We start from the raw sequence: 14,645 nt of genomic DNA on the forward strand, positions 1-14,645 counted from the left end.
CATTCGCCTTTGATTTTGATTGGCCTGAATCTGTTTATTAAAACCTGTTTATTAAACTTTTTAAAAGTTTAGCCCCCGGCAGGGCCGCCGGAGGCTTCTTTTTAGGCATCCAAGACTATGCCTGCTTCCCGGCCAATAATGCCGCTTCTTTGAGCAGGGTCTCTTTGTCGTTGAGCTCCGGGGATTCGATCACCTTGTCGAGGAGGGCCTTCAGGACCCTTCCCACCACGGGGCCCTGGGGAATGCCTACCTGGGTGATGAGGTCGGTGCCGCTGACGGCCAGGTGAGCCAGGGAGAAGGCGCTCTGTTTCTTTGGGGAGATCTCGGCATACACAGCGTCCACCATCAGGCGAATCTCGGCCAGGCTGTAGCCGCCCTGCTTCTTTTTGTTGGCCTTGCCGTCGGCAATGACCCCGCGCATCCAGTCCCGCCAGGGAAGGTCGCTGTCATGGAGGTCCCGCAGGATACGGCGCACAGCCTTGGGGGTGGTGTCGGCATCGATGCGCCTCATGTGGTGACGCACGATTTTCGACACAAAGGCCCGCTGCTGGTTGCTGAACCCTAAACGCTCAAGGTACACGTCCACCAAGGGTTCGCCTTTTTTTTCATGGTCCAGGAACCGAATGCCGTTCTTTCCCATGTCCACGCACTGGGGTTTGGCCACGTCGTGCAGGGCCATGGCAAGCCGCAGCAGGGGAAACTTGGGTGAAATGGCGTCCGTAGCCAGCATCATGTGTTCCCACACTGTCTCATCGTGATGAAACCCGCCGTCATGGCCCACGCTCTTTTCCATCTCGGGAAAGAGATAACGAAGCAGACCGCCCTGCCGAAGGGTCTCAAAAAAAAGGGAGGGCGTCTCCCCGGCCATGGCCTTGATGATTTCATGATGGATCCGCTCCGGGGCCACCTCGGCCACGACCGCTGCAGCGGCTGCCATGGCATCAAGACTCTCGTTGGCCATGCGCCCCGAAAGCTCGGCCACAAACCGCGCCGCCCGAAGGAGCCTTAAGGGATCCTCCTGGATCCGTGCGGCTGGGTCGCCGGTAAAGCGAACGATGCGGCCCTCAAGGTCTGCTGCTCCCCCCCAGGGATCGATGACGGCATGGGTATCCGGGCACCAGGCCATGGCGTTGAAGGTCAGGTCCCGCCGCAGCAGGTCCTCTTCCAGGGTCTTCCCCCGGAACGTGGCCACCTCCACCCCGTTTACGAGGACCAGAGGAAAACTCCGCCCAACCTCCTCCACGCGGGCTCCGGCAAAAAGCGCCGTAACCTCCCGAGCCGAGGCACTCGTGGCGATATCGAGTTCGCGTACCGGACGCCCCAAAAGGCTGTCCCGCACGGCTCCGCCGGCCACAACGGCCTGGAAGCCCTGGGCCCTCAGGCGAGACAACACCGTCAGTGCCATCGTGTGCGCTGCAAACGCTTCCGGTTCAATGTTCATTTTATTCATATCTGAATCCGCACCCTTCACATGAAGGCGAAAAAGAAAAACAGTCACTGGTCAGAAGGGCCTTCAGCGGCCCGCATCGCAAAAAAACACCCGTCCCTGCCCCCCTTGTTCCCGCCATGGTCGGTGTCCTTCCCCTTAGCCTTTGATTTACAGGGGATCGACCACAAATTCAAGGCACACCATCACCAGGGACACCAACCACAAAACAGTTTAGTCGCACCAAAATATGTAAGGCAAAAAATTATCTCATCCATTATACCTTGAAGAAATCCTGATTTGCATTATATTGAGTCTTCCCCTGGTGGACGGCAGGGGAGGCAAACCTGTTTTTACAGTCCCCACGAAACGGCGTGTGCGTGTCATGTGTCGCTCGTGGAGAGTGTGAAAACCCGGACGACCTGTCCGGTGACCTCATGACCCGCGGGCCGAACACCAGCACCACTTAATGCCCGCAGACTGAAATCACAAGGAGCGTTGAGCACCATGATTCACGACAGTGTGGATGCGGCTAAAAAAGCCAAAGGCGGAAAATCCGACGCCGCCCAGGAACAGGAACAGATGATCAAGGGCACCCTTTCCAAGATCAAAAACAAACTCTTTGTCATGAGCGGCAAAGGGGGTGTGGGCAAAAGCTCCATCTCCGCCAACCTCGCCGTGGGCCTCGCCGACAAAGGCTTTAAGGTAGGTCTCATGGATGTGGACCTCCACGGTCCCAGCATTGCCCAGATCATGGGCCTCAGCGAGCTCCTCGACATCAACGAAGCGAGAAAGCTCATCCCGGCCCAGAAGGGACCCAACCTCAAGGTCATCACCATGCAGTGCCTCATGCGCGAAGCCGATCAGGCCGTGATCTGGAGAGGCCCCGCCAAGGCGGGCATGATCCAGCAGTTTGTCAGCCAGGTGGAGTGGGGAGACCTTGATTTCCTCATCATCGATGCCCCTCCGGGAACCGGCGACGAGCCCCTCACCGTGGTGCAGACCATCCCCGAGGCCAAGGCCATCGTGGTCACCACGCCCCAGGAAGTGGCCCTTGCAGACGTGCGCAAGTCCATCAACTTCTGCCAGACCGTGAAACTCGACGTGGTGGGCCTCGTGGAAAACATGGGTCCCTTCTCCTGCCCCGGCTGCAACACCAAGATCTCCCTGTTTAAGAGCGGCGGCGGTCTGACCACAGCAACCAAGATGGGCATCCCCTTCCTGGGCACCCTCCCCTTCGACCCCGAAGTGGTGGAAGCCTCGGATGCAGGCACCCCCATCTTTACGAAAAACAAGTCCAACGAGTTCACCAAAGCCCTTGACGCAGTGATCACAAAAATCGTCAAGCAGCTGTAAGATTGAAGCATACCGGCCCGAGGAACTCCCGGGCCGGTACGCCCGCCTTGCAGCCCCATTCACACCAACGGTTGCACGATCCCATGAACCCATCCGGCACCACAATCAGACGCCGCTTAGAACGGGTGGAAGAGACCCTGTCCCCCTTTGCAGCCAGGTCCACCAACGCCCTTCGCCGCACGGACGATCCCGCCGAAGCGTCCGGCTACCGCCCCGCCTACGCCGTGGATGTGGACCGGATCATCAACTCCCAGGCATATACCCGCTACATCGACAAAACCCAGGTCTTCTCCCTTATTCAAAACGACCACCTCACCCACCGGGTCCTCCACGTGCAGCTGGCCTCCCGCATCGCGCGGACCGTGGGCCGGGCCCTGGGCCTGAACGAAGACCTCATCGAAGCCATTGCCCTGGGCCACGACATCGGCCACGCCCCCTTCGGCCACCAGGGGGAACAGATTCTCTCGGCCCTCTCCAAAGCGGCGGGTCTCGGCCCGTTTCGCCACAACATCCAGAGCGTCCGGTGCCTGGACACCCTTGAAAAGGAGGGAAAGGGCTGGAACCTCACCCTGCAGACCCTGGACGGAATCTTCTGCCACAACGGAGAGAGCCATGACGTCCCCCTCTCCCCCGACCCGACCAAGACCTTCGCCTGTTTAGACGACGAAATGCGGCGCCTGGGAGAGGGAAAGCGCTTTGCACCGTCCCCGTTGACCCTCGAAGGCTGCGTGGTCAAGTTTGCGGACACCATCAGCTACATCGGCCGGGACATCGAAGACGCCATCCGTTTAGGTGTCATCAAACGAGGAGAGCTGCCCCGTGAATGCACCCGGATCCTGGGCGAGACCAACGGCACCATTGTCTACAGCCTGGTCACCGATGTCATCACCCACAGCTCCGGAGATGAGATCCGCTATTCCGACGAGGTGGCAGAGGCCATAAAAGCCTTAAAAACATTCAACCTGAAGCGCATCTACAGGAGCCCGGCCATCAAGGCCCACCTCGGGAACCTCTCCGACCTCTTTGCCCTGGTCTTTGAAAACTGCTTAGGCGATCTGCGGAAAAAACGGGAGGGGTCGCTCATCATGGAGGGCTTTGTCCGGAACATGACACCGGCCTACCTGGACACCACTCCGGCAGAAATGGTGGTCCGGGACTTTATCTCGGGCATGACCGACACCTACTTCCTGCGCCTCTGCCCGGAGGAGCTCCGCCCCCATGTCATTCACCTCACCCCGTCACCATAGAGAGCCCATGAGTCACGAGAACCCCCTTTTTCAAAACCGCACCTACCGCAACCTCTGCACCCGGGAGAACCTCACCACCTTTCGGGCCACGGTCAAAGAGACCGACCTTGCCGTTTCCGCCTGCCGCGACCTCACCCGCGAAGCTGTCCAGGCCATCCTCGATACCCGCATCCCCCTGGAGACATGGATCGAGTCCCACCCCGACTTTGCCACATCCCTGGCTCCCGTTCCGGTTACCGGACCGGCCCCTGCCATGGTCCGCACCATGGCCGAGGCATCGCACAAGGCAGGCGTCGGCCCCATGGCCGCCGTGGCAGGCGCCCTCTCCGAGTCGGTGGCAAGGGCCCTTCTTCACCACTCCCCTGAGGTGATCGTTGAAAACGGCGGAGACACCTTCATTGCCATCACCGGGGACACTACCGTGGCCCTTCATGCCGGCAGTTCCCCCTTCTCCATGAAGGTGGGCCTGTCTTTCAAGGATGTGCAATCCCCCTTTGCCGTCTGCACCTCCTCCGGGACCGTGGGCCACTCCCTGAGTTTCGGGAAAAGCGACGCGGTGTGCGTGGTCTCCCCTTCCGGCGCCCTGGCCGATGCGGTGGCCACCGCCATCGGAAACAGGGTCACAGGCGAAGGGGCCATCGACCAGGCCATGGACTTCGGAAAGACGATCCCCGGAGTGGAAGGGCTTGTGGTTGTGGTGGGTTCCCGCATCGGGTTCTGGGGAGCCCTGGATCTGGTTCGGCTCTGAGCCCCTCTCCACGCCCCTGGTAATCGGGCCGAAAAAGCCCGTCACCCAAGCACTTCAGGATAAAAAAAGGTTGAGTTTTTCAATCAAAAAGATTATGTGAATCCAACAGTATCTTTATCGAATTGCCTGCCGATTCGCCAAACCCGTTCGTCATGTTGTGACGGACCGCGCCCCATACGCAGGCCCCGAAAACCCTGCCGACGGAAAAAAACCGGGCACGACACCAGGAGAAAACCATGAAAAAACTTAAATTTGCTCTGATGTTCTTGATACTTGTCGCACTGTTTGTCGTAGCCTATCAGAACCGGGTCTTTTTCCTCAACAAAGAGGCCTTGTCTGTCGATCTCAAGCTGTGGGCCTACCAGTCCCCGGCCATCGCCCACGGTCTCTATTTCCTCGGTTTTTTTCTCTTTGGTTTCCTTTTGGCATACACCACAGGCCTCATGGCCCGTTTCCGCTCCAGCAAGATGGTCAAGGAGCTTAACGCTGTCATCGACTCCCAGCAGGAAAAAATCTCCACCCTCCGCGGTGAGATGGATCTCCTGAAGCGTCGCCCCGTGGAAGCCCCCGAACCCCAGGCAGAGATTGCAGCCGAAGAGCCTTCTGAGGCCCCGGCGCTGGACTCCGAATCCCAGCAGAGCTGATTTTTCACCCGGAACTAAACTGAACCCCACGGGAATCCACCTGGCCGGAGAGGCATTTGACGCACCATGACGCCCACAGACCCGGTCTGCGATACCCTGTAATAATCCGTCCCAAAGCCATGTACGCCGCGCCCACTGAGCGCGGCGTTTGCTTTCGCGGGAAGCGGCACCCAAGACAACCATGACGCAAAACAAACCCACACCCATGATGGCCCAGTATCTCGAGATCAAGTCCAGCCACCCGGACGCGATTCTTTTTTACCGAATGGGTGATTTTTTCGAGATGTTCTTTGAAGACGCGGAAAAAGCGTCCAAGGTCCTTGAGATCGCTCTCACCTCACGGGACAAAAAGTCCGAGAACCCCATCCCCATGTGCGGGGTGCCTGCCAAGGCGGCAGACAGCTACATCGCCCGCCTCATCGGTGCCGGGCTCAAGGTGGCTGTCTGCGAACAGGTGGAAGACCCCAAAGCCGCCAAGGGCCTTGTCAAACGGGACGTCACCCGCATCGTTACCCCCGGCATGATCCTTGATACCGCCCTGCTGGATGAAAAGAGCAACAACTTTATCCTCTCCATCCACAGAAGCAACGGAGCCGCAGGGCTGGCCTGTCTGGACATCTCCACCGGCACCTTCCGCCTCTGCGAATCCGCCGATCTGTCCGCCCTGTTTGATGAGTCGGTGAAGCTGTCACCATCGGAGATCCTGCTCCCCGAAGCCCTGCGGGTCGACCGGGACATGGCCCCCCTGAAAGAGGCCCTTCAAAACAGCTCCTTCACCTACCTGGAAGACCGGGAATTCGATCACCGGGGCGCCAAAAAACGCCTCACCGAGCAGTTCAACACCCGCTCCCTGGAGGGCTTCGGGTGCGAGGGGCTCAAGGCCGGGGTAGGAGCCGCAGGGGCCATTCTCTCCTACGTAAGCGAAACCCAGCTCCGAAAAATCGAGCACCTCGACCGCATCGAGACCTACGGCCTGGACGACTCCAGCCTGCGGAACCTGGAGCTCATTGCCAACTTAAGGGACGGCTCCCGCAAAGGGACCCTCGTGGGCACCATCGACAAAACCGTCACCGCCATGGGAGGACGCCTCCTCAAGGGCTGGATCCGCTCTCCCCTGCTCGACCCCAAGGCCATCGAAGCCCGCCTTGACGCCGTCTCCGAGGCCAAAGAGCACATGACGCGCCGCAGCCTGGCCCGTGAGGACTTAAGCGGGGTCTTTGACCTGGAGCGCCTGGCCGGCCGTATTGCCATGAACCAGGGCAACGCCAGGGACTTAACCGCCCTGAAAAATTCCCTCATGGCCCTGCCCCGGCTCCTGGAGCAGCTCACGGATTTCGGCTCGGCCCTTTACCGTTACGAAGGCGATGCAGCCTCCCTTGCCGAACTTGCCGAGCTTCTCCACCGGGCCGTCCGCGAGGACGCCCCCCTGACCCTCCAGGAAGGCGGCATCATCCGGGAAGGCTACCATGAAGAGCTCGACGAGCTCATCCGCCTCACCACAGACGGCAAGAGCTGGATCGCCGAACTGGAAGTCTCGGAGCGCGAAAAAACCGGGCTTTCCTCCCTCAAGGTCAAGTACAACAAGGTTTTCGGATACTTCATCGAGGTGTCCAAGGCCCAGTCCGCCCAGGTGCCGGACAGCTACATCCGCAAGCAGACCCTGGTCAACGCTGAGCGCTACATCACCGAAGAGCTCAAAGAGTTCGAGACCAAGGTCCTCCATGCCGAAGAGAGGCGCAGCACCCTGGAGTACCAGATTTTCTGCACCCTGCGGGATGCCGTCACCCAGAAAAACGCCGAACTGTCATCGGCCGCACGCTTCATCGCCCGGGTGGACGTGCTCCTGTCCCTTGCCGAAATAGCGGACCACAACGGCTACACCCGACCCGTCATGACCACCGACGGGGTCATCGACATCCGGGACGGCAGGCACCCGGTGGTGGAAAAAATGATCACCGCCGAGCGGTATGTCCCCAACACCATTCGCCTGGACAACACGGACAACCAGGTCATCCTCATTACCGGCCCCAACATGGCCGGTAAATCAACCGTGCTGAGACAGGTGGCCCTCATCACCCTCATGGCCCAGCTGGGCTCCTTTGTCCCTGCGGCCAAGGCCGTCATCAGCGTCACGGACCGCATCTTCACCCGCGTGGGAGCCCTGGACAACCTCTCCCAGGGCCAGAGCACCTTTATGGTGGAGATGGAGGAGACCGCCAACATCCTCAACAACGCCACCGCCAACAGCCTGATCATCATGGATGAAATCGGCAGGGGCACCAGCACCTACGACGGCCTCAGCATCGCCTGGGCTGTGGCCGAATATCTCCATGACCTCTCCGGGGCCGGGGTCAAAACCCTGTTTGCCACCCATTACCACGAGTTGACGGAACTCGAAGGGCTCAAGCCCCGGGTAAAAAACTTCAACATCGCGGTAAAGGAATGGAACGAAAACATCATTTTTTTACGAAAACTGGTTGAAGGCGGAACCAACAGAAGTTACGGTATCCAGGTGGCACGCCTGGCAGGTGTTCCCCAGAGAGTCATCAAACGGGCCAAAAAAGTACTCTCCGTCATTGAAAGCGATGAAAACGGTGACCAGAAAAACCTGGGGCGACGTCTGGGGGAAGGCCTCCCCGAAAAAAAGGCAAAGCCCCCCAGAAAAAACGGAAAAGCCAAGAAGAAAGAGAGCGGGTTTGTTCAGCTGGCCCTTTTCCCATCCAGGGAAAATCCGGTCCTTGAGAAACTCCAGTCGGTGGACATCAACGCCACCACCCCCTTGCAGGCCCTGGCCCTGCTGAACGAACTCAAAGCCCTGTCCGAAGAGGAATCAAAGAGCTGAAGCGGGAGATCGGGTGCAGCAGACCAGAGAGATCCACAACCAAGCAGATGCCCCCTTACGGTGCCACCGATACCGGTGGACCGTTGCGGTGATCCGTCTCCTGCTCCTGACCCTTTTCTTCGCCCTGCCGGCGACCGAGGCCCTTGCAGACAAAAGAGACGAGGCAAAAAAAGCATACCACGCGGCCGAGTCCTACCACCGCAAGCTCCTTAAAACCCCGTCCTGGAAAAACAGGCGGGACAAATGGGAGACCTGTGCCGATAAATACCTCAACGCCTGGCGCAAGGACACCAAAGGTCCCTGGGCCCCTGCGGGCCTGTTCCAGGCAGGCAAACTCTATATCGAACTGGAAAAGTACTCCGGCAAGCGCTCCGACCTCGAACGTGCCCGAAGCCTCCTGACCCAGGCACGGGCCTTCAGTTCCAGCCGGTACAGCCATGAAGCGACCAAGATTCTGCGTCGCCTTCCCAAACCCGCCGCCACCCCGGCCAAACCCAAGGCCCCGCCGCTCCCGGTAAAATCCTCCGAGACAAAAAAAGCAACGAAAAGCGTGGTTCCCCCGGCACCGGTGACCGGAAAAACATCCAAGGGGGCCGTGACCCACATCCGCTACGGATCCCTTCCGTCACGCACCCGCATCGTACTGGACACCAAAGGGGCCCTGGCCTTTACCCACGGCATGCTGCGTCACGATCCCAAGAACAAGCGCCCCAAGCGCATCTGGATCGACATCAAGGGCCATGCGGAAAAAAATCTGGAGTCAAGTATCACCCTGCCCAACGATCCCAGGGTCAAGCAGGTCCGCTCAGGTCTTTACAAACCCGGAACCGTGCGCGTGGTGGTGGATGCCGTCAACTTCAGCCATTACAAGGTCTTCTCCCTGAAGAGTCCCAACCGCATTGTGGTGGATATCTGGAGCGGCAAGGCCCCTGCCGCGGCCCCCAGAAAACAGGCGCCGAAAAAACCCGTCAACGACCTCATCACCCCCGACGACCTGGCGCGACAGCTGGCCCTGGGGGTCCGCCGCATCGTCATCGATGCCGGGCACGGGGGCAAGGACCACGGGGCTCCGGGGTACTACAAGGGGGTTGCCGAAAAAGACGTTGTCCTGGCCCTTGCCAAGCGCCTCGCCGTGAAACTCCGCAAAGAGCTCAAATGCGAAGTCATCCTCACCCGAAGCACCGACCGCTACCTGAGCCTGGATGAACGCACCACCCTTGCCAACCGGAAACGGGCCGATCTGTTCATCTCCATCCACGCCAATGCCTCACGGAACAGGAAGGCCTACGGGGTGGAGACCTATTTCCTCAACCTGGCCAGGGACCGGGCCTCCATCAATGTGGCAGCCCGGGAGAACGCCACCAGTGAAAAAAACATCAGCGACCTGCACACCATCTTGAACAGCCTGATGAAAAACGCCAAGATCAACGAGTCCAGCAGGCTGGCCCAATACGTCCAGAGCTCCCTGGTAACCAAACTCAAGGGAAGCTACGGAAACATCAAGGACAAGGGCGTCAAGCAGGCCCCCTTCTACGTGCTCCTGGGGGCCCGCATGCCGGCCATCCTGGTGGAAACAGGCTTTATCAGCAACAAACGGGAGTGCAAACGGCTCGCAAGCGCCACCTATCAGGAAAAAATCTGCGACGGCATTGTCAAGGGCGTCAAACGCTACATCGAGTCCACCCATCCCTCGTCCCTGGCCCGCACAGGGACCTGACCCCGACAGCCCCGGACAAAAACAGCCAAACATCCCCGTCCGCCCCAGGGGAACGCACCGCAAAAAATACCTGAAACACATTGAAATTAGCGGAAAGGTACGATAACGATAAACACGATACCATGAAATAAACATTGCTCACCGAATTTAAACGTCCGGGAGCACCGAAATCAACCTGAGCCTGACCCGCCCCCTTCTGATACGGGTACCTGTACAGGGCGTTTACCGGAGGGTTAACCGTTGCCAGACCAGATGCGACATGAAACGCCGGAAGAGACGATCCTGCGCCTTACAGCAGAGCTGAAAAAGGCGAAAGAGTCCCTGACCGTCAACGAGACCATGGTTGAAAACGCCAGCGACGGAGTCGTGGTGATTCAGGACGAATGCTTCGTCTTTGCCAACAGCAAGGTGGCAACCCACCTGGGGCGCCCGCCCCATGAGATCATCGGCCACCCCATCGCCGAGTTCATTCACCATGACGACACCTTAAGGGTCCTTGAAAGCTACCGGCTCACCACCGGAGACGCCGCAGGGGAAGGCTTCTCCGAATACACCTTCCGCACCATAAAGGCCGACGACAGCTTCGGTGTGGTGCGCCTTCGCTCCTCGGGAATCCTCTGGAACGGTCGCCCGGCCACCCTCACCTTTTTACGTGACATCACCCGGCAGATCACGAGCCAGGCCGAACTGGAAGAGTACCGGGACAAGCTGGAAGAGAAGGTGGAAAACCGGACGGCCGAGATGGTGGCTGCAAACCGCAAGCTCCGGGAAGAGATCGCCAAGCGCAAAACCTACGAAGAGGAGCTCATCAAGAGCCGGAACTCGTACCAGACCATCCTGGACAGCATCCAGGAGGGGTTCTTTGAGGTCAACCTGGCCGGCAAGCTGATCTTCTTCAACAACTCCATGTGCGACATTTCCGGTTACACCCGCCAGGAGCTCATGGGGCTTCACTACAAGGCGTACACCAGCAAAAAAACCGCCGCCGAGCTCTTCAACGTCTTCAGCACCATCTTCAAAACCGGCAGGTCAGGGAAAATAAGCGACTACGAGATGGTGGGCAAAAACAAGTCCGCCGTCCTCTCCATCTCCGCCACCCTCATCCGGAACCAGCACGGAGAGCCCACCGGTTTCCGGGGAGTGGCCCGGGACATCACCGACCGCAAACGGGCCGAAGAGGCCCTTGCCAAAGCTCGAAACGAACTGGAAAAACGGGTGGAGGAACGCACGGCCGAGCTGATCCGTGCCAACGAAAGCCTGACGCGGGCCAAGGAGGAGGCCGACCAGTCCACCCGGGCCAAAAGCGAATTTCTGGCCAACATGAGCCATGAGATCCGCACCCCGTTAAACGCCATCGTGGGAATGTCGGACCTCCTGACAAAAAACATGGACACGGAAAAACGCCTTGAGTACCTGGGCATCATCCGCACCTCCTCCCTCTCCCTGCTGGAGCTCATCAACGATATCCTCGATTTTTCCAAGATCGATGCGGGCAAGCTCACCTTTGAGAGTATCCCATTTTCCCTGCATGAGCTCATCGACGAGAGCGCCGACATGTTCCTTGAAAAGAACATGGCCAAGCAGCTGGAGCTCATCATCGACATCGATCCCAAGATCCCCCGGCAGCTCATCGCCGACCCCCTGCGCCTGCGCCAGGTCCTCTCCAACCTCATCAGCAACGCCTTTAAATTTACCGAACACGGAGAGATCTGCATCCGGGTATCCTTAAAAGAGATGGCCGGTCCCCAGGCCACCCTTCTTTTTGAAATCCGGGATACCGGCATCGGCATCGATCCGGCCCTCCTTGAAAGCGCAACCGGGGATATCTTCGACGCCTTTGCCCAGGCCGACGGCTCCACCACCCGCAAATACGGAGGCACAGGCCTGGGCCTTGCCATCTGCCGGAATATCGTCCGCATCATGGGGGGCGACATCTGGGTGAAAAGCGAGCGGGGCAAGGGCAGCCTCTTTTCGTTTACCGCCCGCTTCAAGGCCGTGCCCGAAAGCGTTGCAGCCACCCCCACCCTTCCGCCCACCATGCGCGAGATGTGCGCCCTCATCGTGGACGACAACCCCTCCACCCTCATGGTCATCAAACGGTACATGGAGTCCTTCGGCTTCCGCACGGACCTGGCCGAATCCGGGGAAAAGGCCATCCGCCTCTGCCAGGGAGCCCACCACGGCCAGGCTTACGACCTGGTGGTCCTGGATGTGAGGCTTCCCGGCATGGACGGCATCGAGGTGGCGCAACACATCAGAAAAACCCACGCCTCCGATGCCCCGCCCATTGTCATGATCAGTGCCCTGGGCAACGAATTCGAGATCAAGCGGGCCAAGCAGATCGGGGTGGACAGCTTTCTGCTCAAGCCCATCAAGCAGTCCCTCCTCTTTGACTCCATCATGGAGATCTTCGGGTACGAGTCCACCCGGAAAAACACAGCCACCCGGCAGCCACCTCCCAGCGATGAATTCTCCGGCCTCTCCGTTCTCCTGGTGGAGGACAACCCCATCAACAGGATGGTGGCAACCGAGATGCTTCAAGGCTCCGGTGCCCTCATCGATACGGCCGAATGCGGTACCGAAGCCGTTGAAAAGGTAAAGGCCCAACGTTACGACGTGGTGCTCATGGACATCCAGATGCCCCAGATGGACGGCTTCCAGGCGACCCGGGCCATCCGCAACGACCTGAAACGCATCAGCCTTCCCATCATCGCCATGACCGCCCACGCCATGTACGGAGACCGGGAAAAGTGCCTGGCCGCCGGCATGAACGACTACATCTCCAAACCCATCGACCGCACCCGTCTCTTTTCAGCCATCCGGAAAAACACCCGCCTGTCCGAAGCCCTGAAGATGGAGTCCCGATACGCCCAGCGCACACCCCGCACCGCATCCAGCCAGGAGCTGCCCTTCACCCTGCCCGGCCTAAACCTGGATGAAGGGATCCACCGGCTTGGGGGTTCCTGGGATACCTACGTCCGGATTCTTAAGGAGTTTAAAACCCAGTACACACCGTTTTTCACGGAATTCAGGAAACTCATGGCCGCTGACGATCTTGAGGGAGCCGCCCTCAGCGCCCATGCCCTCAAAGGGGTGGCCGGCAACATCTCCGCAGGGGACCTGATGCTCGCCGCCAAAACCCTTGAAACAGCCATAAGGGAGGGACAAAAAGACCGCATCCTGGAACGGGTCCGGCTGGTGGAGTCCTCCCTTGCCGTGGTGCTGGAGTCGGTGGGCAAAATCGGAAACACGTCCCCGAAAAACGACGGGCAGCCCATTGAACTCACCCGCCGCCCCACCCCGACCCACACAGCCCTGGCCCTGCTCCCGGACCTGGCCGCTCATTTGGCCCAGTTCGATCCCGTGGCATCCGAAGGGTGCTTTCATAAAATCAAAGGCAGCCTTGCCGGTATCCCCAACCCGGGCAACGAACTCTCCCGGCTGATCACCGCCATGGAAAGGGCGATCCTCGCATACGACTTCGAGGGGGCGGCATCCCTTACAGACACCCTCTCACGGCAGCTCAAACACGCACCTGCCTCATCCACGACGGGCAAAAGCCCCCTTCGCTCAAGCGAATAAAAAAGGCCCTTGGGGCCTGCCACAAGGACCGATCCCATGACAGAGCATGCCAACAGGAGAATCCTCCTCGTTGACGATACCAAAGCCAACATCGACATCCTCGTCCAGACCCTCAGGGAAGACTACAGGCTCGGGGTGGCCCTGGACGGCGAAAAAGCCATTGAGTACTCCCACACCAATCACCTGGACCTGATCCTTCTGGATATCCTGATGCCGGGCATGGACGGCTTCGAGGTCTGCCGACGGCTCAAGGAGGCCCCGGCCACACGGGATATCCCCATCATCTTCATCACCGCCATGGACGACCCCGCCCACAAACGCAAAGGCCTTTCCATCGGTGCCGTGGATTACATCACCAAGCCCTTTGATATCTCCGAGGTCAAAGCCAGGGTCAAAACCCACCTCACCCTCAAGGTGACCCAGGAGAGCCTCAAGAATAAAAACCTCATTTTAGAAGAGAAGGTCAGGCAGCGCACCCGGGAGCTTAAAGAGACCCAGGTGGAGATCGTCAACCGCCTGAGCCTCGCCTCCAAGTTCCGGGACTGCGGCACCGGCCAGAACGTACTCCGCATCAGCCACCTGGCCGAAATGCTCGGCAGGATGGCCGGGCTTTCCGATGAAGAGACCGAACGCCTGGCCCTCTCCAGTACCCTGCATGATGCAGGGAAAATAGGCATCTCAGACGAAATCCTCATGAAAAAAGGAAAGCTCACCGATGCCGAATGGGTGCAGATGAAAGAGCATACCACCATCGGTGCCCGCCTCCTTGCCGGGAGCCGGTCTCCGCTGATGCAGGACGCCCAAACCATCGCCCTCACCCACCACGAGCGATGGGACGGCACCGGGTACAACCGGGGCCTCAAGGGTGACGAGATCCCCCTCATCGGCCGTATTGTTGCCATCTGCGATGTCTTTGACGCCCTGATCTCCGAACGCCCCCACAAGGCTCCCTGGCCCGTGGAAAAAGCCTTCCGGGAAATCCGCCACCGCAGCGGGTCCCACTTCGACCCCCGGCTCGTGGATCTCTTCATGGAGATGCGGGAGGACGTTATTGACCTCATAGAAAAAAACGATTAGAACAGG

Annotated in this window: 9 protein-coding genes; 8 read left to right on the forward strand and 1 reads right to left on the reverse strand. The window is 59.3% G+C overall.

Annotated elements, in window-relative coordinates:
• Positions 1-115: 115 nt before the first annotated feature.
• Positions 116-1,450 (reverse strand): CCA tRNA nucleotidyltransferase, encoded by a 1,335-nt coding sequence (locus BLQ12_RS25305; protein ID WP_092215520.1) that lies wholly within the window; start codon positions 1,448-1,450, stop codon positions 116-118.
• Positions 1,451-1,933: 483 nt separating this feature from the next.
• Here BLQ12_RS25305 and BLQ12_RS25310 point away from each other — a divergent pair, with 483 nt between their 5' ends.
• From BLQ12_RS25310 to BLQ12_RS25345, 8 genes are all read left to right on the forward strand, one after another.
• Entirely contained in the window at positions 1,934-2,782 is an 849-nt protein-coding gene (locus tag BLQ12_RS25310; RefSeq protein ID WP_092215522.1) for an Mrp/NBP35 family ATP-binding protein, read from the forward strand.
• Positions 2,783-2,865: 83 nt separating this feature from the next.
• Positions 2,866-4,029: a deoxyguanosinetriphosphate triphosphohydrolase family protein gene (locus tag BLQ12_RS25315; RefSeq protein WP_092215524.1), complete on the forward strand. Its 1,164-nt coding sequence runs from the start codon at positions 2,866-2,868 to the stop codon at positions 4,027-4,029.
• Between the two features lie 7 nt (positions 4,030-4,036).
• Positions 4,037-4,777, forward strand: a complete 741-nt coding sequence (locus BLQ12_RS25320; RefSeq protein ID WP_092215526.1) for a UPF0280 family protein — start codon at positions 4,037-4,039, stop codon at positions 4,775-4,777.
• A 236-nt stretch (positions 4,778-5,013) separates the two neighbouring features.
• Positions 5,014-5,421 carry a hypothetical protein gene (locus BLQ12_RS25325; RefSeq protein WP_092215528.1) on the forward strand — a complete coding sequence of 136 codons (408 nt, stop codon included), beginning with the start codon at positions 5,014-5,016 and terminating at the stop codon, positions 5,419-5,421.
• A 181-nt stretch (positions 5,422-5,602) separates the two neighbouring features.
• Positions 5,603-8,263, forward strand: coding sequence for a DNA mismatch repair protein MutS (mutS, locus tag BLQ12_RS25330; protein WP_092215589.1), 2,661 nt, complete (start codon positions 5,603-5,605; stop codon positions 8,261-8,263).
• 13 nt (positions 8,264-8,276) lie between these two features.
• Positions 8,277-9,980: an N-acetylmuramoyl-L-alanine amidase gene (locus BLQ12_RS25335; protein WP_092215530.1), complete on the forward strand. Its 1,704-nt coding sequence runs from the start codon at positions 8,277-8,279 to the stop codon at positions 9,978-9,980.
• A 240-nt stretch (positions 9,981-10,220) separates the two neighbouring features.
• A complete protein-coding gene (locus tag BLQ12_RS25340; RefSeq protein WP_139164115.1) occupies positions 10,221-13,562 on the forward strand; it encodes a hybrid sensor histidine kinase/response regulator in 3,342 nt (1,113 codons plus the stop codon).
• Positions 13,563-13,598: 36 nt separating this feature from the next.
• Entirely contained in the window at positions 13,599-14,639 is a 1,041-nt protein-coding gene (locus tag BLQ12_RS25345; protein WP_092215534.1) for a response regulator, read from the forward strand.
• Positions 14,640-14,645: the final 6 nt, after the last annotated feature.

Origin of the sequence: Desulfoluna spongiiphila, assembly GCF_900101345.1 — a bacterium.
GTDB classification, from domain to species: domain Bacteria; phylum Desulfobacterota; class Desulfobacteria; order Desulfobacterales; family Desulfolunaceae; genus Desulfoluna; species Desulfoluna spongiiphila.